The sequence below is a fragment of the Clostridium sp. 'White wine YQ' genome (genome assembly GCF_028728205.1).
Taxonomy (GTDB): Bacteria; Bacillota; Clostridia; order Clostridiales; family Clostridiaceae; genus Clostridium_T.
In genome coordinates this window covers 421,425-437,336 of the sequence record NZ_JAQYUU010000001.1, presented here as the reverse complement: position 1 = coordinate 437,336, position 15,912 = coordinate 421,425, and the positions used below count along the sequence as shown (strand labels likewise).

Here is a 15,912-nt window from a genome sequence, read left to right as displayed (position 1 = left end):
TTATAATTTTACACTTATTTATATGGAATATCAAACCAATAGATGTTTTATAGTTAGAACATTCTATGTTTTTTAAAATAAAACAACATGGTTATAACTATTCCCCCCATAAAAATAAGTATTCCAAAAAACGCAAAATTATTTTCTTTAAAAGGCATATAATCAAAGCTCATTGAAAAGACAGCTGTAATAAGTTCTAATGGTAGAAACACTGTAGTTACTACCGTAAAAACCTTCATCAAATCATTTGTCTTATTTGATATTTCAGCTTCATAAGCTTCTCTTACCATAGCCAAGTCTTGTGTTAAATTCTCAATAGCCTTCATTAGTTTTGATATTTTATTATCTATATTCTTAAAATAAATCATATAATTATCTGAAATTATTCCATTTTCATTTGCAAGTAATGCATCTCCTATATATCGTAACGGGTTGAGTATTTTACGTATTTTGTATGTTTGACCTCTTAAAAATACAAGTTCCCTTATTTGATTAGAATGAGGAGATCTTAATATCTCTAGCTCTACCTTATCAGCCATTTCTTCAACTAGTGATATACAATTATAGTTTCTTAATATTAATCTATCTAGAATATAATATAGAACTATTTCTGGCTTACCTTTATCTTTTAACATAAAACAATTTCTATTCTTTTTTATATCTTTTATAAATTCCTCTAATACTGGTATTCTATCTTTATACACAGTGATTATGAAATTATGACTAAGGAAGATATTAAGCTCCTTAGAGATAATATCTTCCTCATAAATATCAAGTACATTTAATACCATAAAAATATAATCATTGTAAAAATGAATCTGAGCTTCTTGTGAAAAATCCTTACATTCTTGTATACATTCCTCGTCAAGTACAAGGTTCAATACCTCAATTTCTTCTGCATGAAGTATGATCCAATATAAGCTCTTTTCTTGTTCCCATTTATCAACTTCTTTGAATTTATTCGATATATCATAAATTATCATCTTCTCACCTATAATAAATATTTCTAGATATATATTATGTTCCAAAAGATGAAATTTTATTATATTTACATAAATACTTGTATTATTATCCGTTCATTTTATTCATTCTGCTTTCAATTATGTCAACTGGAGTAACATCTGACATCAAGGAATATCTATAGTTAGCTGCTGCTGCTTCAATTATTACAGCTATATTTCTTCCTGGTCTTATTGGAACTATTAGCTTTCTAACATCAACACCTAATATATCTTGATAATCTGCATTAGTACCTAATCTCTCATAATCCCCATCATCTTTCCAATGTTCAAAATGTATAATTAGTTTTATATCTTTTGAAGGAATAACTGAGCTTAATCCATACAATGCAGTTATATCAATAATTCCCATGCCCCTAACTTCAAGCATTCCGAATGTTATTTCAGGGGATGTCCCAATTAATTCTCCATCAATTGCTCTTATCTCCACTGCATCATCTGTTACAATTCTATGACCCCTCTTTATTAATTCTAGTGCAGTTTCACTTTTTCCAATTCCACTTTCACCAGTTATTAATATTCCAATACCGTATACATCAACTAGAACTCCATGAAGTCTTGTTTCTGGAGCCATCTTATCTGCAAGGTACATTGTACATTTACTCATAAATTGTGTAGTTACCATATTACTTCTAAGTAACCATGATTTACTCTTTTCAGCCGCACTTACCAGTTCCTTATGAGGTTCTAAATCTCTTGTAATAATTAAACATGTTGAATCGAAACTAAAAAATTTATTCAATCTCTTTTTTCTAATCTCTATACCCATATCATCTAAAAAGCTCCATTCGGCTTTACCTACTACCTGAATACGTTCCGGAGCAAAGTAGTTATAAAATCCTGCAAGCTGTAGTCCTGGTCTGTTTATATCACTTACATTTATTATCTTATTAACTTCCCCTTTAACCAATACCTCTAAATCAAAATCCTTGATAAGCTTTTCTACTGTAACCTCCATGCTAACCACCCTCATACATATTAATTATTAAACTTCTTTTTTGGTTTAATTCCACTTAATTGAGCTCTAAAATTATTTTTTACTGATTCTATATATTTTTTCCTTAGTTTATCCTGCTCTTCTTTTTCTATATCTGTTAGACCTTCTTCTTTACTTTTTTTATATAATTCATTTATTCTTGCAATTAAAGCGTCTTCATTCATTTGCTAATTTCTCCTTTGATCTCTAGAGTGTTTTAAACTCTAATCAATATCTAATTTCTATAAAGAAATTATACCACAGGAGTGTAATTATTACTAACAAAAATCCCTCTGGTTTTAATACTTATAAATAATTTATATTTAATTGTATTAATTTATATTACGACCTTTGTAATATAATGTATAATTTAGAAGATATTTACTTTATATTGATAAAATTTACAATTTTTTATTAAAATAATGCTAAATTTTGATTTACAATATTTTTCAATTTGGTATAATATAGGTATAAGGACTAAGCATATAATATATGGTGCCCTTCTTTCCTTTTTTTGCACCGTATAAATTTTAGAGGATGGGGTGAAAGAAATGAAAACAAAAACAATTCAACGCAGAATCAACTTAGAAAAGACTCTTTTAAATTTTTTATTAAAATTTTTATCTCCAACCAATAGCTTTGTTATATACTTAAGTCAACATTTGGACAAGCTTATAGTAAAAGGACAACTTCGTTTATACAAAAAATATAAAAGAAAGCATAATAGAAGAAAAACTTTTCCTTTACGATACACAGCTTAGCTAAAAGACAAAAAGAACAATTAACAAAGTAATCTACACATAACTTAGATTTTAATCTAGACGAGATATATCTTTAATTTAATAAGATACTTGAATTATCTCACTTACTAAGAATAATAAAACAGAAACCCAAGGTTTCTGTTTTCATTTGTACATATTATATAATTAAGAAAAAACATAAGTCGTTAACCTTAGCTGTAATATTAAAGACCTAACTCATCCATAACTTCTTCTATATCTTTTTCTTCATCAATGTCATTAAATAGTGCTACAAATTCCCCATAGGTAGGATTATTAATATCTAAGTCATAGGCCAAAAATTGTCCCTCTACTTCCTCTTCTTCCATAACTTCATCAATTATTTCTTCAACATTATCTAGTGCTATGTCATATAGGTATGGTAGATATAATTCTTTGTACCACTCTTCACTTTCACTCTCATAAGTTTCTTCTTCATCAGCATAGGCTTTAGCTGCTGCTAATTCATCTTTATCAAAATCATAAAAAAACTTTACAAGCAAGAAACCTTTTTTGTATTTGATTTCTTCGATATCACTTAAATCCTTTTCTTTTAATGACTTTAAAATCTCACTACTTACCATTTTCTATTCTCCTTGATATAGTAATTTTTTATACTCCTTTTTAACAGCTTCAAACTCTTTTTGATCTTCAACAAAATTATACTCTTCTTTTCCTTCTACCTCATCTACTCTAAAAATGAAGGCATCTTCAACATTACCATCTCCTTCTAGGGGTGATAGTATTAAATATTCTTTTTCTTCTAAATATATTCTTGCAATTGCCTCAAAATCAACTTTATTTCCATCTTCGTCTCTAAAGGACATTATTTCTTTATCTTCCATTGTTTCTTTATTTTCCATTATACTCATTTCCTTTCTCTATGTGATTAAAAAGTAAGGGTAAAAAGTCATATACTTTTTACCCATTATAATAAAAACAAATCTATTTTACAAGTTCAGCAAATTGTTCAGCTAACTCATCTGCATTTTTATAATCTTCATCTGATGGAACAAAAGCAAACTTTAATCCTGGATGGTTAACTTTAAGTTTTAGGCTCTTTAATCTTTCAGTTAACATAGGCACACCTTCACCACTCCAACCAAAAGATCCAAATGCTGCAGCTGCCTTTCCTCTGTTAATTATAGGATTAACTAAACTTAATAAATCCCAAGATGGTTTTACTGCATCTTGATTTATTGTTGGTGAACCAATTAAGAAGCCATTACTTCTTTCAATTAAAGCTGATGCTTCTTCTAATGGCATAGCTGTTATTTCATGAACTTCGGTCTTAATACCTTTAGCGCTTATTTTCTCAGCTAGATATTTTGCCATATGTTCAGTATTACCGTATGCAGAAATATAGAATATTTGTATGTTTTTTTCTACATCCTCAATCTTAGCCCATTCTCTATATAAATCTAAGAATTTTTGAACATGATTAACATGAACTGGTCCATGACTTGGTGCTATTATGTCAAACTTTAAATCCTTAATTTTATCTAAACCCATATTTACAAATTTCTTAAATGGTCCCATTATGCAATCAAAATAATATTTCATTTCCTCAAAGTATTCATCCCCAAAGGCAGCTGATATACTTCCTGCTGGGCAATAGTGACATCCAGTAAAGTCACATGTGAATAAGAAGTTTAATTCTTCAACATATGTAAATATAGTGTCTGGCCAATGTAAGTTTGGTGCAGAAATAAATTTAAGTGTAGTTTTTCCTAAAGATAAATCTTCCTTAGCTTCAATATAGTTAAATTCTCTATTTAAAATATTTTTAAGATAATTTATAGCTGCTTTTGACCCAACTACAGTTACATCTGGATAATCTTCTATTAACTTTATTAATGAACCGCTATGGTCAAGTTCTGTATGTTGTACTATTACATAGTCAACCTTTTTATCTCCGATTACTTCTCTAAGATTTTCCTTAAATTCATCATAAAAACCATTTTTCACTGTATCTACTACAGCTACTTTTTCATCATCAATTACATATGAATTATAAGTAGTACCTTTTTTAGTTTCCATTATGATGTCAAACACTCTTAGTTTTGCATCTTTTACTCCAACCCAATAAATATTTTCTCTTAATTTTTCTACAGACATGTTATACCTCCCCATACTTATACTCCATCTTTAAACACAAAGTAATTGTATCACATTGATAGTTCTTTAACAACTATTGGAGAATGCTCCCTAAGCTTCTAGTAATGGTGTTAATTCCCCTTTATAGAAGATAGTTTCTCTATGCAAAGCTCTTGTTAAAGCTACATATAGTAATTTTTTATCTTCCTCTGTATCTTTATATAAACTGCTATCTACATTAAAAAGTATTGTACCATCAAATTCTAATCCTTTTGTTAAATATGAAGGTATTATTACATTATTTACATTTAACTCCTTATCCCCCTCTTTAACAACATCCCAGGAGAAATTACTATAATTTTTTATTCTGCTCTTAAGCTTTTTACATTCCTCAAAATCCTTACAAATTATTGCAATAGATTTCTTATTTGCATTTCTTATTTCTTCTACCTTTTCATCAATATTCTTAGCCAAGTCTTTGAAATTATTATATTCAATTATTTCCGGAACTGGTCCACTTCTAATTACTGCCTTTGCCGGCTTTGGAGCATTTAATTGCTTATTTAAAACAATATTTGCAACATCAATTATTTCCATAGTACTTCTATAGCTTTGACTTAATGATATAAAGGTACATTCTCCATTAAAAATATCTTCAATTAAGGTTTCCCAATTGTTAATTCCTTTATAGCTATATATTCCTTGTCCTAAATCCCCAACTATAGTCATAGAACTTCCTTGGCACATCATTTTAGTTACATGAAACATTAACGGAGAATAATCTTGCGCCTCATCAATTACTATATGTTTATATTTATTCTCATCCTTAATTCCTTCAGTTTTAAGCTTTAAATATAAAAGAGCTGCAATATCATCTTCATCTATTATTTCTTTTTCCCTATTACTTAAAACTTCTTCTCTCATAAATTTTTCTAAGTTTTTAGGAATCTTTTCACCAGTAGCTTCTTCAAATATTTCGTCTTCCTCAAACAATCTATAATAAAGTCCTTCTCCACTTTGACTATTCCAAGCCTCGAAATACTCTTTTAATTTTGAAATAGCTTCATTTCTAAGATTTTTCTTTTTCTCATCTCTCTCATCGTATATTTCTATTAGTTTCTTTCTTCTATCTAGTGAATCTTCTTCGTTCTTTTTAATTTTATTTATCTTTAAATTATAGAAAAGATCAAGCTGCTCATATACTCTAAGCAGTGTATTATCAAGCTTTTTATTAAAATATTTATGTATCTCTTCTATCCTTTTATTTACCGGGAAATGTACCAAATCTTTAAAGTATAATCTTTTAATTTCATTAGCTCCATAAAGAGTAAATCCCTGAATTTTAATATCCTCTAGATTTTGTGAATCCCTTTCCCAAATGGTAATTAATCTATCTAATATAGTTTTAAATAGTATTGAGCCTTTTATTTTACTAATGTTTTTTAAATATTTAGCTCTTTCACTATCCCCTTCTAGTATTTCCCTTAGCTTTTCGTCTCTTGTATAAATCTTACCCTTTAATCCTAAAAATTCTTTCCCTAGAATAGGAAAAGTTTTTTGATTAACTTCATAAGTACCTAGATTAGGAAGTATTTCAGATATATAATCTAGGAACAATTTATTTGGTGCTAATACTAATATATCTTCCCCTTTTATCTTCTCATTATATCTATAAACTAAATACGCAAGTCTATGAAGTGCTACTGTAGTTTTCCCTGAACCTGCTGAACCTTGTACAATCAGTGGAAAATTAAGCGGTGCTCTTATAATGTCGTTTTGTTCTTTTTGAATTGTAGCAACTACTTCCTTAAGCTTACTTCCTGCACTTTCTTCAAGATTTATTTTAAGAAATTCATCTACTAATTCATTTTCTTCATCTGCAGTTTCACCTTTTAAAATTATTTCATTTATTCCTTCATCAAATATATCTTTAAGTTCACCATCTTTGATTAAGAACTTTCTTTTCAATTGAAGCTTTCCGTTTATTACACCAACTGGTGATCTATAGTATGCTTCTCCTTGTGTACCACTATAGTAAAGGTCTGCAATAGGTGCTCTCCAGTCAATTACTATCTCTTCCCCATCTTTTGAATCGTATATACCATACTTTCCTATATAGAAATTTTCTGGCATTCTTTTATCTTCTTTAAAATCGATTCTTCCGAAATAAGGATTTTCTGTAGCCTCTGAATAATTTTTAAGATTTTTACTTACTATATCATATATTATTTTTGTATTCTCAAGCTCTAAGCTATAACTTCCTCTTGAAGCTTTCTTTAAATCCGAAATTTTTGTTTTAAAACCCTCTTCTTCATTAACTTTTCTCTCTATTTCAATGTTGATCCTATTCTTTTTCTCCTGAAGAACTTCAACTTCATAATCAAATTCATTATGCATACTATCACCATCCTCTCAATGTAACTCTACTTTCTTAACTATTAAAGAAAATAAACTTAGCCTTAGGCTAAGTTTATTTATAAATTCATTTAATAATTTACTACCAAAATTATACAACCACTAATAATGGTTGTCAAACTATTCTTCTGAATCCTCTTCTTCTTCTAATTCGTAAACTTCTGTAGCTTTATCAACATACATGATTCCATCTAAATGGTCAATTTCATGGCAGAAACATCTTGCTAAAAATCCTTCTGCTTCATATTCCATTAGATTTCCATCTTCGTCATAAGCTTGAACTACAACTCTAGTTGGTCTTTCAACTAATCCTTCATATCCAACGTAACTTAAGCATCCTTCAGAATCAACTTCTTTACCATCTTGTTCTAGTATCTCTGGATTTATAAGTACTACTGGTTCAGATTCTCCATCTCTTAAATCTATATATACTACTCTTTTATTTACTGCAATTTGTGGTGCTGCTAATCCTACCCCATCTACAGTTGCTAGAGTATCCCTTAAGTCTTGAATTAATTCATCAATTTCTTCATTTATTTCTTTTACTGGTTCACAAACTTTTTTTAAATGTTCATCACCTAGTTGCACAATTTTTCTAACTGCCATCACAATTCTCCTTTCGGTTATTTACAATACTATTATTGCATAAAATCATGATTTTTGCATTAACTTTATAATAAAACTGTGTAGCATTTTGTGGATTTAACTTTTCTCAATAAATAGTAAAGACCTTCATAATTTACTATGAAGGCCATTCTATATAATATTTATTATTTTCTTGTTTTATATATAACTATTAAACCAATAACAATAAATATTGCTGCTTTAATAAATACTGATATAGTGTTAAATATATAATTATACCCAAAGTCTGCAAAGTAGAATCCAGCATTTTGAAGAGCCTCAGATATTCCGAAGAATATAAGTACAACTCCAACTATCTTAAAAAACAGCTTAAATTCTTTTGACTCTCCTTCAAAGAATCCAAAGCTTTTCCCCTCTCTAAGTGCAAGTAAATCTAAGACTGAAAATACTGATAGTAATAAAATCAATGTATTTACTAATTGCATGTTTAAAAGTCCATTTATGAATATACCTGCTAGAAATGTAATAAATAGTTTCATACCCTTATCAGTATAACCTTCATAAATATGTCCGAAACCTGGAATAATCGAAAGTATTACTCCTAATAAATTTTTATTTCTTTGTGAGAATTTAGTTTCCTCTTCTAAATTAATAATTCCTCTATTTATATAGTCTGCAGACATAAATGCATCCACTGCTGAAAATACCCACACAATAAATGCAAAATGATCAAATAGATTATTTATTCCTCCGAAAAAATTATAATTACCGAATCCGTGCTCTCTGCCACCTATGGATAAAACCATTGTACTTAATAAAAATATTATTCCTCTATTATAAAGACCTAAGTAAAAATGACCACCTCCCGGTAATAGGGAGTATATAAATGCCTTGCCCTTACTTTTCATATTAATTACCTCCTTTACTTTATATATTTATAATAGTTCTATTTTCTTAATAAAATTATATATATCACCTTAAGTTTTTCTTAATATGATTTTTGTATTATATAAAATTATAGCCTAGGTAAACTAAATATTACCTAGGCTATTACTTATGTTCAAAAATTAAAAATGTGGATCTATTTCATCCCTTTGTATTCTTTTTAAATCTTTTAATCTTAAATGGGTTTCTTCCATTATTTTATCCCAACTCTCACCTGCTATTATTTTTTCTTTTGCTATTTTATATAATTCTTTTTCCTTCTCATTAAGCATACAATCACTCCTTTATTATTTCTCAGATTTATTTTTCTCAATAATTAGAATTTTATAATTCAAAATTTAATGTTATTTATATCACACAAAATGTATTATATATTTGACATTTTATATTATATATAATACAATCAATTTATACCAAAACTTACCGGAGGTAACTAAAAATGGCTAAGTCTAAAATATTCAAAACTAATTTGAAGGTTTTAAGAGCTGAAAAAAATATAACACAAGAAAAGCTTGCAGAAGATGTAGATGTGTCTAGAGGAACAATACTAGAAATTGAACGTGGAACCTTTAATCCATCATTAAAATTAGCCTTTAAAATAGCTCAATATTTTGATAAAAGAGTTGATGATATCTTTGAATTATTACAGGAGGATGTGGAAGATGAATAAGTATTTAATAATCATAGGACTAGCAATTATTTGTATTATAGTTAACTTTGCTGTAGAGTTATTTATTAAAGAAAAAGATGAGAGAGAAACCCAAGCTTTCCTTGATTCTCTTAAACTTACATGTTTATTTACAATTTTTATTTTTGGACTTACTATAACTAATAAGTTAATTCACTCAGTCCAAACATTTGACGTAAAAGAGATAGGTTGGATTCTTATTTCAAGTTCACTTATTCTTTTATTAAGTTATCAAATAAAAACGAAAACAGATTTGAGTTTTCCTAAATTAATTAAAATAAGTAAAACAAATAAAAACAGTATTAGAGCATCATTATATATATTTTCATTTTTATTGTTGGCTTTTGTTTTCTTTGCGATTTATATAAATAGCAATTCATATGCTCTATACTTAAAAAGTATATTAGGAATTACTGCATACATTTCCTTGTCCATTGTTCTATATATTTTAGCTTTCTTAAAAAAGAATAAAATATTTTAAAATAAAAGACTTAAGGCATTTAAATACCTTAAGTCTCTATATTATTTATTCACCGAATACATTTAGAGAAAAACCAGTTTCTAAAACTTTTTTAGCATATTCTTTTGCACCAAAAAGTGATAGATCTCTATAGTTACCACATTGAATTTCATTTCTTGCTGGAATCTCATCTGCAACTAATACTTTTTTAAGTGCTGCTTCTAAAGCTGGTTTAACTTCTACAGGTTCTCTATCTCCCCAAACTATTAGATAGAATCCTGTTCTGCATCCCATTGGAGATAAATCAATTATTCCATCTAATTCTTCTCTTAAAAGACCTGCTAAAAGATGTTCTAATCCATGAATTGAAGCTGTTGGGATAGCTTCCTTATTAGGTTGTGTAAATCTTAAATCGAATTTAGTTACCTTGTCCCCTAAACTACCATCTAGAGTCTTAGCTTTTCTAATATAAGGTGCCTTTACTATTCTATGATCTAACTCAAAACTTTCTACTTTTTCCATTTTGTTTCCTCCTTTTAAATAACTGCCTTTTCATTTAATGTAGTAATTATAGTTCCTATATTTTCTGTTATTCTTCTTGCTACTAATGGATTATTCATTGTATATAAGTGTATACCCCTAACTCCTGATGATAATAGATCAACTATCTGCTCTACTGCATATGCTATTCCTGCATCTCTTAAAGCTTCAGGGTTATGCTCATATTTGTCCATCATTCTTAAGAATTTAGCTGGTAACTGCGCACCACAAAGGCTGCTAATTCTCTCGATTTGCTTTTTATTCACTACTGGCATTATTCCTGCTTCAATAGGAACATTGATTCCTTCTTTATCTGCTCTATCAAGAAAATTATAAAATATTTCATTATTAAAAAACAACTGAGAAACTAAGTGTTCAGCACCATTATCTACCTTTTGCTTAAGTCTCTCTATATCAAGCTCTAAATTCCTGCATTCTATATGCCCTTCTGGATAACAAGCAGCACTGACCCCAAAATCTCCTTGATCTTTAATGTGATTAACTAATTCATAAGCATAGGAAAATTCCCCATTATTAGTTTGACCTATTGGAATATCTCCTCTAAGTGCAAGGATATTATTAATATTATTCTTCTTCAAGTCATTTAGAATATTATTGATATCTTCTTTTGTTGATCCAATGCAGGTTAAGTGTGCAAGTGCCTCAATACCATATTTATTCTTAATTAGTGAAGATAATTGTGTAGTTTTATTATCTACTGTACTCCCACCAGCTCCGTAGGTTACTGATATAAAGTCTGGTTTTAATTCCCCAAGATTTTCTAGTGTTGTGTATATTGTTTCAAGTGAAGATGTAGTCTTTGGTGGAAAGATCTCAAAAGAATAAACTACCTTCCTACTCTCAAAAATATCCTTAATAAACATATAAATACCCCCTTAAAAAATAAAAACCTAAAGGATATTACCTTTAGGTTTATATAACGCGATTTCCCCAAATAATATCCTTATCTTCCAGTTAAACACTGCAGGAATTAGCACCCACTAAGTCAAATGATAACTTATAGGTTGCTGGGTTTCATTGGGCCAGTCCCTCCACCACTCTAGATAAGTTTGAATAAATTATACACTATCATGATAATATTGTAAATATTTTTTTATTCTTACAATACTGATATAATATACTTATTACTTAACTACAGGAAGGGTTTATATATGAGCGAAAAAAATAAACATAAAGATTCAGAAGGCACTAAAGGGTCAAAAAAGATAAACATTAAACTACTATTAAACAGCTTTGCAATAATATCAATATTAATCATAGTTTATTTAGGTGGAGTTATGAGTGAAAGCATTGCAACAGATACACCTATAGATTCTATTACAAAAACTACTTCTAAAAAATTTGATGATAAGTCTATAAAAGTCGATAAAATAATATCAACAAACGATAATATCATTGGTATTTATGAGTCCCAAAATTCAACTGGTATTATTGAATTTGATAGACATAAATTCCTTTATAATAGGTTTGTTCCTACTAAACAATATGAGTCAACTACTAAAATTAATACTAAAACTATAGGAAAATACTTTATAGTATTTGGAGATTTTTCAAATACTAATGTCAATAAAATCAAAATAACCTCAAATTCAACAACGGAAGAAGCAGAAATATCAAATGGAAAAGATTTTGCAGTATTTAACCTTCCAAGTGAAAATTCAACTGCTACCTACGTGCTGCTAGACAAAGATGGAAATATTATCTCTGAAATCAAATAACAGAAACTTATGTCTAAATATAAAGGGAATTCAGTATTTGCTGAGTTCCCTTATTTAATCTCAACTATTTTTTTCATTTTCCCTCAAGGCTTTTTCAATTCTATCCAAAGCTCTAACTAATGTATCTCTTCTACATCCAAAGTTAAGCCTTAAAAATCCTTCTTCACCAAAATCCTTTCCATCTGAAAGAATAACTTTAGCCTTTTTATATAGAAACTTATATGGATCCTTAATGCCTGTTTCTCTAAAATCTATCCAAAGCAAATACGTTCCTTCCACCGGAGTTAATTTTAATTCTGGCAATCTGCTTTTAAATTCGCACTCTAAAAATTCTAAATTTCCTTTTAGATATTCTAATAATTCTTTTCTCCAAGGCTCTCCATTTTTATATGCTTCTTTACATACAACATAGTTTAAAACTCCTGGATGCGGTAGCAATCCTTCTGATGCTCTAAGAAACTTTTTTCTTAATTCTGTGTTTGGTATAACCCCAAAGGCTATTGGTATTCCAGGAAGATTATATGTTTTTCCTGGGCTCATAAGAGTTATACCTTGAGATACTTTATCTCCAAGTGACACTAGTGGAATATGTTTTCCTTCAAATATAAGCTGACAATGTATTTCATCAGAACATAGGATTAGCTCATGCCTTTCACAAAACTCTGCTAAATCCTCTAACTCCTCTTTAGAAAAAACTCTTCCTACAGGATTATGTGGATTGCATAATATAAATAGTTTAGTATCCTCTCTTATCGATTTTTCCATTTCTTCAAAATCAAAAGTATACTTACCCTGTTCTCTCTTTAATGGAACTTCAATTACTTCCCTATTAACATTTACAGGTGCTTTTCTTATGTTAGGGTATACCGGTGTATTTATCATTACAGAGCCCTCAATCATCTGACATACTACATTTATAGTTGGCACGATGCTTGGAAGCCATACTATCCATGATTCTTTTATCTCTGTATTATATTCCCTCTTAAAATGTTCTACTATAGTTTCTACTAGCTCTTTATCAGGTTTGGTATATCCAAATATACCATGCTCAATTCTATTATTTAAGGCTTTTATTATTGTATCTGGCGATTTAAAATCCATATCTGCAACCCATAATGGAATATAGTCCTCTCCGTATTGGTCCCATTTATAGCAAGATGTATTAAATCTTTTTATATCTTCATTAAAATTAATACTCATAGAATTTCCTCCCTTTAGATACTATAATTGTCTTTTATATAAAATTAGAGCTGAGATTTTATTATATAAGTAAATCTCAACTCTAGCTATTTTTTAAACTTTAACAAATAATAACACTATTGATATTATGCTTAAGCACATACTAATTGCACAAATATATAAAACTATTTGATTTGTAGTAAGTCCTTTTTCTTGAAGTCTAAAATGTATTTGGCTCCTATCTGCTTGATATATAGGCTTACCTTCTGCGTATCTTTTAAAAATTACAAATAAATTATCAAAGATTGGTACACCTAATGCTAATATTGGAATTATTAAACTCATAACTGTAGCTTGCTTAAATGCTCCATCTAAGGCAATTATCCCTAAAATAAATCCTAAAAAGTTAGCGCCTGAATCTCCCATAAATACTTTAGCTGGATGTCTGTTATACTTTAAGAAACCTAAAATAGATCCAACTAATATAATACACATCATAGCTGATTCTGGCTGTCTCATTGCAAGAGCTACAACAAATAAAGTTGTTGAAGATATTGTAGACAAACTACCTGCAAGTCCATCCATACCATCTGACCAATTTATTACTGTAGTAACCCCAAATATCCAAGTTATTGTAAGAATAAATTGAACCACTACGTGCAATTCCACATATTGTCCATTAAAAGGATTTGTAAATCCACTAAAAGCTATTCCACTTCTATAAACTAAAATAGCTGCAAGTATTTGTACTATAAATCTAGGATATATAGGAAATTCTTTTCCTCTTGTTTTATAGAAATCGTCTATTAGTCCAATTAATAAAATACTTAGAGATGCTATAAAAACTGTAATCTTTTCCTTTGTAATAAAATCTCCTACAAATACAAAATACATTACGAAAAAGCCGATAAACATCCCAAGTCCTCCACAAAGAGGTATTGGTTCCTTATGTTTTTTTCTTTCAGTTGGTTTATCTAAAAAATCATATTTTACAAATAATTTCATTAAAACAGGAATAATTAAATAAACTATAAATACAGCACATGCTAATGCTATTCCATACTTCATATATAATCTCCTTCTAGGGTGTTAACTAAATCTTAAGTATCAAAATATGCACAAATAACCCCTTTATTACATAACTAAAGATAATTATATCTTTTATTCTATTTATTATCAATATTCATCATTTTATTCTCTTGTTAAAACAATAAAAAAATATTGAAATATTCAAAGTTTTTTCTAATAAATCTTATGTCACTCAAAATTATACACCTCTGTCATTAAAATAATACCACAGAAAATGTTAAAAATAATAAAATATTAGTTACAAATAGTTACGACCAATTAAAAACCTCATCCATGCGCGGCATGTTTAGCATTCCTTCGGTTTTTATTGGTCTCATGTAACTTATTTATTAAGAATATATTTATCCATGTAATTTTATATTAATTTTAATTTTTACATACTTTATTTAAAGGAAATACGCGGTCTGCTTAGCATTACTTCAGCTTTGTTCATGTTTCTTGTAACACATATATTTGTAACTTAATTACAAATAATTTGATCTATTGTACAATATTCATATAATGAGCAAATTTTAATGTTACTAATTGTATTTAATATTAAGTCCTAAAATAAATGGGGGATTACTATGAAAAAATTATTAGTCTTTATTTGTCTTTTTGTTATTACCTCTCAATTTCTTGTTGGCTGTTCAACGAAAAAGAGCGTGCAATTTAAAGAGTTTTATTCTCAAGTAATTGGCTTTAGTGAAAATGATGAAAAATCAAAGCCTATACCACAAGATACAATTCTAATGCTGACAAATGAGGATTTCCAAAAATTTAAGGATAAATACTTTAACCCAAGGGAAATTCCAATGGAGTCGCCTGATAAAGAAAAAGCAGTTTTATATTTGCAAATCCCTTCATCTACTTCTTCTGTGAATCAATATAATGTTGAAAGTATAAATATAAACAATAAAATTTTAACTGTTAAGCTAAAAAAATCTGCAGTTGCACAAGTAGATGGCAAAAGTGGATTTAATGGTACATGGAAATGGGTTATATTTATAGAAGTTGATAAGACTAACTTAAAAGATAATATGGATGTTGTTGTGAAGAAGTAATGTCCTAAACGTAGCATTATTCCAAATCGATACGCTTTAATGTATTTCCTTAAAATCTAATATTTTTTCTCTTAACTGAACATACTAGATGTGGAGGTGCTTTTATGAAAAAGAGTAATACAAATAAAAAAGATAAAACACTTGCTTCTCCTCCAACAACTGATTCGCTTGGAACATCTACTTCTGCTAATCTAAACGTTGGATTCGCTGGGCCAGATGGTGATGATAGTACATCACTTTTTCCTAGTTTTCATGAGGATAAAAACTGGTCTTCAAAAACCACATCAATTGATACAGATGATGACGATTAAAAATTAGTTATTATCAACACCTTCATATATTTTAGTTAATAAAAAAG

General features: G+C 28.7%; 19 protein-coding genes and 1 riboswitch. Of the genes, 5 read left to right on the top strand and 14 right to left on the bottom strand.

Annotated features, from left to right (window positions below; translation table 11 throughout):
- Window positions 1-53: 53 nt before the first annotated feature.
- The 10 genes from PTZ02_RS02045 to PTZ02_RS02000 all read right to left on the bottom strand — a co-directional run bounded on the left by PTZ02_RS02045 (window position 54) and on the right by PTZ02_RS02000 (window position 9,088).
- Entirely contained in the window at window positions 54-983 is a 930-nt protein-coding gene (locus PTZ02_RS02045; protein WP_274226160.1) for a magnesium transporter CorA family protein, read from the bottom strand.
- 85 nt (window positions 984-1,068) lie between these two features.
- Window positions 1,069-1,977, bottom strand: coding sequence for an HPr(Ser) kinase/phosphatase (gene hprK / locus PTZ02_RS02040; protein WP_274226159.1), 909 nt, complete (start codon window positions 1,975-1,977; stop codon window positions 1,069-1,071).
- 20 nt (window positions 1,978-1,997) lie between these two features.
- Window positions 1,998-2,180, bottom strand: a complete 183-nt coding sequence (locus PTZ02_RS02035; protein WP_274226158.1) for a DUF896 domain-containing protein — start codon at window positions 2,178-2,180, stop codon at window positions 1,998-2,000.
- Between the two features lie 779 nt (window positions 2,181-2,959).
- Window positions 2,960-3,358, bottom strand: coding sequence for a hypothetical protein (locus PTZ02_RS02030; RefSeq protein WP_202767693.1), 399 nt, complete (start codon window positions 3,356-3,358; stop codon window positions 2,960-2,962).
- Window positions 3,359-3,361: 3 nt separating this feature from the next.
- Window positions 3,362-3,619, bottom strand: coding sequence for a DUF1292 domain-containing protein (locus PTZ02_RS02025; protein WP_202768111.1), 258 nt, complete (start codon window positions 3,617-3,619; stop codon window positions 3,362-3,364).
- Between the two features lie 100 nt (window positions 3,620-3,719).
- On the bottom strand, window positions 3,720-4,892 hold the full coding sequence (locus tag PTZ02_RS02020) for an FprA family A-type flavoprotein (RefSeq protein ID WP_274226157.1): 1,173 nt from the start codon (window positions 4,890-4,892) through the stop codon (window positions 3,720-3,722).
- 90 nt (window positions 4,893-4,982) lie between these two features.
- Window positions 4,983-7,268: an RNA polymerase recycling motor HelD gene (gene helD, locus PTZ02_RS02015; RefSeq protein WP_274226156.1), complete on the bottom strand. Its 2,286-nt coding sequence runs from the start codon at window positions 7,266-7,268 to the stop codon at window positions 4,983-4,985.
- A 138-nt stretch (window positions 7,269-7,406) separates the two neighbouring features.
- A complete protein-coding gene (gene def / locus PTZ02_RS02010; protein ID WP_274226155.1) occupies window positions 7,407-7,892 on the bottom strand; it encodes a peptide deformylase in 486 nt (161 codons plus the stop codon).
- A 164-nt stretch (window positions 7,893-8,056) separates the two neighbouring features.
- Entirely contained in the window at window positions 8,057-8,779 is a 723-nt protein-coding gene (locus tag PTZ02_RS02005) for a hypothetical protein (RefSeq protein WP_274226154.1), read from the bottom strand.
- Window positions 8,780-8,938: 159 nt separating this feature from the next.
- Window positions 8,939-9,088, bottom strand: coding sequence for a hypothetical protein (locus tag PTZ02_RS02000; protein WP_202767698.1), 150 nt, complete (start codon window positions 9,086-9,088; stop codon window positions 8,939-8,941).
- Window positions 9,089-9,255: 167 nt separating this feature from the next.
- On the opposite strand from PTZ02_RS02000, the gene PTZ02_RS01995 reads away from it, so the two are divergent.
- Window positions 9,256-9,486, top strand: coding sequence for a helix-turn-helix transcriptional regulator (locus PTZ02_RS01995; protein WP_274226153.1), 231 nt, complete (start codon window positions 9,256-9,258; stop codon window positions 9,484-9,486).
- Entirely contained in the window at window positions 9,479-9,985 is a 507-nt protein-coding gene (locus tag PTZ02_RS01990) for a hypothetical protein (RefSeq protein ID WP_274226152.1), read from the top strand. Before PTZ02_RS01995 ends, PTZ02_RS01990 begins: the two co-directional genes overlap by 8 nt.
- A 45-nt stretch (window positions 9,986-10,030) precedes the next feature.
- Here the strand turns inward: PTZ02_RS01990 and PTZ02_RS01985 are convergent, their stop codons facing one another.
- Window positions 10,031-10,486, bottom strand: a complete 456-nt coding sequence (locus PTZ02_RS01985; RefSeq protein WP_274226151.1) for an S-ribosylhomocysteine lyase — start codon at window positions 10,484-10,486, stop codon at window positions 10,031-10,033.
- 14 nt (window positions 10,487-10,500) lie between these two features.
- Window positions 10,501-11,388 carry a methylenetetrahydrofolate reductase [NAD(P)H] gene (gene metF, locus PTZ02_RS01980; RefSeq protein ID WP_274226150.1) on the bottom strand — a complete coding sequence of 296 codons (888 nt, stop codon included), beginning with the start codon at window positions 11,386-11,388 and terminating at the stop codon, window positions 10,501-10,503.
- A gap of 77 nt (window positions 11,389-11,465) precedes the next feature.
- A riboswitch (SAM riboswitch) is annotated at window positions 11,466-11,575 on the bottom strand.
- A gap of 101 nt (window positions 11,576-11,676) precedes the next feature.
- On the opposite strand from metF, the gene PTZ02_RS01975 reads away from it, so the two are divergent.
- Window positions 11,677-12,243: a hypothetical protein gene (locus tag PTZ02_RS01975; protein ID WP_274226149.1), complete on the top strand. Its 567-nt coding sequence runs from the start codon at window positions 11,677-11,679 to the stop codon at window positions 12,241-12,243.
- A 60-nt stretch (window positions 12,244-12,303) separates the two neighbouring features.
- Here the strand turns inward: PTZ02_RS01975 and PTZ02_RS01970 are convergent, their stop codons facing one another.
- Both PTZ02_RS01970 and PTZ02_RS01965 read right to left on the bottom strand, forming a co-directional pair.
- Window positions 12,304-13,443 carry a MalY/PatB family protein gene (locus tag PTZ02_RS01970; protein ID WP_274226148.1) on the bottom strand — a complete coding sequence of 380 codons (1,140 nt, stop codon included), beginning with the start codon at window positions 13,441-13,443 and terminating at the stop codon, window positions 12,304-12,306.
- A 93-nt stretch (window positions 13,444-13,536) separates the two neighbouring features.
- On the bottom strand, window positions 13,537-14,490 hold the full coding sequence (locus tag PTZ02_RS01965; protein ID WP_274226147.1) for an MraY family glycosyltransferase: 954 nt from the start codon (window positions 14,488-14,490) through the stop codon (window positions 13,537-13,539).
- A gap of 587 nt (window positions 14,491-15,077) precedes the next feature.
- On the opposite strand from PTZ02_RS01965, the gene PTZ02_RS01960 reads away from it, so the two are divergent.
- Together PTZ02_RS01960 and PTZ02_RS01955 are read left to right on the top strand one after the other, a co-directional pair.
- On the top strand, window positions 15,078-15,554 hold the full coding sequence (locus PTZ02_RS01960) for a hypothetical protein (RefSeq protein ID WP_274226146.1): 477 nt from the start codon (window positions 15,078-15,080) through the stop codon (window positions 15,552-15,554).
- Between the two features lie 104 nt (window positions 15,555-15,658).
- On the top strand, window positions 15,659-15,865 hold the full coding sequence (locus PTZ02_RS01955) for a hypothetical protein (protein ID WP_274226145.1): 207 nt from the start codon (window positions 15,659-15,661) through the stop codon (window positions 15,863-15,865).
- The last annotated feature ends 47 nt before the right edge of the window (window positions 15,866-15,912 follow it).

What these genes read in the sequence shown, in the direction of transcription:
- PTZ02_RS01975 (WP_274226149.1), top strand. Translation starts at nt 11,677, where the DNA reads ATGAGCGAAAAAAATAAACATAAAGATTCAGAAGGCACTAAAGGGTCA.
- PTZ02_RS02000 (WP_202767698.1), bottom strand. Translation starts at nt 9,088, where the DNA reads ATGCTTAATGAGAAGGAAAAAGAATTATATAAAATAGCAAAAGAAAAA.
- PTZ02_RS01990 (WP_274226152.1), top strand. Translation starts at nt 9,479, where the DNA reads ATGAATAAGTATTTAATAATCATAGGACTAGCAATTATTTGTATTATA.
- PTZ02_RS01970 (WP_274226148.1), bottom strand. Translation starts at nt 13,443, where the DNA reads ATGAGTATTAATTTTAATGAAGATATAAAAAGATTTAATACATCTTGC.
- PTZ02_RS01965 (WP_274226147.1), bottom strand. Translation starts at nt 14,490, where the DNA reads ATGAAGTATGGAATAGCATTAGCATGTGCTGTATTTATAGTTTATTTA.
- PTZ02_RS02035 (WP_274226158.1), bottom strand. Translation starts at nt 2,180, where the DNA reads ATGAATGAAGACGCTTTAATTGCAAGAATAAATGAATTATATAAAAAA.
- metF (WP_274226150.1), bottom strand. Translation starts at nt 11,388, where the DNA reads ATGTTTATTAAGGATATTTTTGAGAGTAGGAAGGTAGTTTATTCTTTT.
- helD (WP_274226156.1), bottom strand. Translation starts at nt 7,268, where the DNA reads ATGCATAATGAATTTGATTATGAAGTTGAAGTTCTTCAGGAGAAAAAG.
- PTZ02_RS02025 (WP_202768111.1), bottom strand. Translation starts at nt 3,619, where the DNA reads ATGGAAGATAAAGAAATAATGTCCTTTAGAGACGAAGATGGAAATAAA.
- PTZ02_RS01985 (WP_274226151.1), bottom strand. Translation starts at nt 10,486, where the DNA reads ATGGAAAAAGTAGAAAGTTTTGAGTTAGATCATAGAATAGTAAAGGCA.
- PTZ02_RS01960 (WP_274226146.1), top strand. Translation starts at nt 15,078, where the DNA reads ATGAAAAAATTATTAGTCTTTATTTGTCTTTTTGTTATTACCTCTCAA.
- PTZ02_RS01995 (WP_274226153.1), top strand. Translation starts at nt 9,256, where the DNA reads ATGGCTAAGTCTAAAATATTCAAAACTAATTTGAAGGTTTTAAGAGCT.
- def (WP_274226155.1), bottom strand. Translation starts at nt 7,892, where the DNA reads ATGGCAGTTAGAAAAATTGTGCAACTAGGTGATGAACATTTAAAAAAA.
- PTZ02_RS02045 (WP_274226160.1), bottom strand. Translation starts at nt 983, where the DNA reads ATGATAATTTATGATATATCGAATAAATTCAAAGAAGTTGATAAATGG.
- PTZ02_RS01955 (WP_274226145.1), top strand. Translation starts at nt 15,659, where the DNA reads ATGAAAAAGAGTAATACAAATAAAAAAGATAAAACACTTGCTTCTCCT.
- PTZ02_RS02030 (WP_202767693.1), bottom strand. Translation starts at nt 3,358, where the DNA reads ATGGTAAGTAGTGAGATTTTAAAGTCATTAAAAGAAAAGGATTTAAGT.
- PTZ02_RS02005 (WP_274226154.1), bottom strand. Translation starts at nt 8,779, where the DNA reads ATGAAAAGTAAGGGCAAGGCATTTATATACTCCCTATTACCGGGAGGT.
- PTZ02_RS02020 (WP_274226157.1), bottom strand. Translation starts at nt 4,892, where the DNA reads ATGTCTGTAGAAAAATTAAGAGAAAATATTTATTGGGTTGGAGTAAAA.
- hprK (WP_274226159.1), bottom strand. Translation starts at nt 1,977, where the DNA reads ATGGAGGTTACAGTAGAAAAGCTTATCAAGGATTTTGATTTAGAGGTA.